2 protein-coding genes are annotated in these 608 nt (G+C 48.7%); both read left to right on the top strand.

The genetic code is table 11. The annotated features are described in order from the left end of the window. A partial coding sequence (locus R7R78_RS27735) for a 1-phosphofructokinase family hexose kinase (protein ID WP_225474804.1) occupies positions 1–476 on the top strand: 476 nt, incomplete at its 5' end. An 18-nt stretch (positions 477–494) separates the two neighbouring features. Then, positions 495–608, top strand: a 114-nt coding sequence (locus R7R78_RS27740) for a hypothetical protein (RefSeq protein ID WP_225474805.1), incomplete at its 3' end; no start/stop codon positions are given.

A 608-nucleotide genomic window follows, 5' to 3' on the forward strand; every position in this document is an offset into this window, starting at 1 on the left:
AAGTATTGTTCGACAGCAGCAAAGCCGCTCTACGTGCAGGTATTGATGCTCATCCATGGCTTATTAAACCAAATGACGAAGAGCTGAGTGACTTTGTCGGTGAGCACCTAGAAACGCCAGAACAGTGCCAAGTGGCAGCACAAACCCTCAGCAACAAAGGCATCGAGAACATTGTTGTGTCGATGGGTGCTGACGGTGTGATGTGGCTAAACCAAGGCGAGTGGCTACGCGCACAACCGCCACGCATGAATGTGGTGAGCACCGTAGGTGCGGGCGACACACTGGTGGCAGGCTTATGCTGGGGTCACATGCAAGTGATGCCGAAACACGATTTATTGCGCTTCGCGACAGCGCTTTCTGCTTTAGCAGTTAGCCAAGTTGGTGTGGGGCTAACCAGTCAAGAAGAACTGGAAAACATTAAGCTGCAAACACAAGTCAGCGAGCTTTACCCTAATACGAACTTAGACAAAAACTAAGGAACAGAAGGTTATCGTATGAATATTGCCATTATTACTGCCTGTCCGAGCGGTGTAGCAAATAGCATCCTTGCGGCAGGATTACTAGAACAAGCCGCCGCAAAATTAAACTGGAATGCCAAAATAGAATGT

The sequence above is a fragment of the Vibrio sp. 2134-1 genome (genome assembly GCF_033339495.1).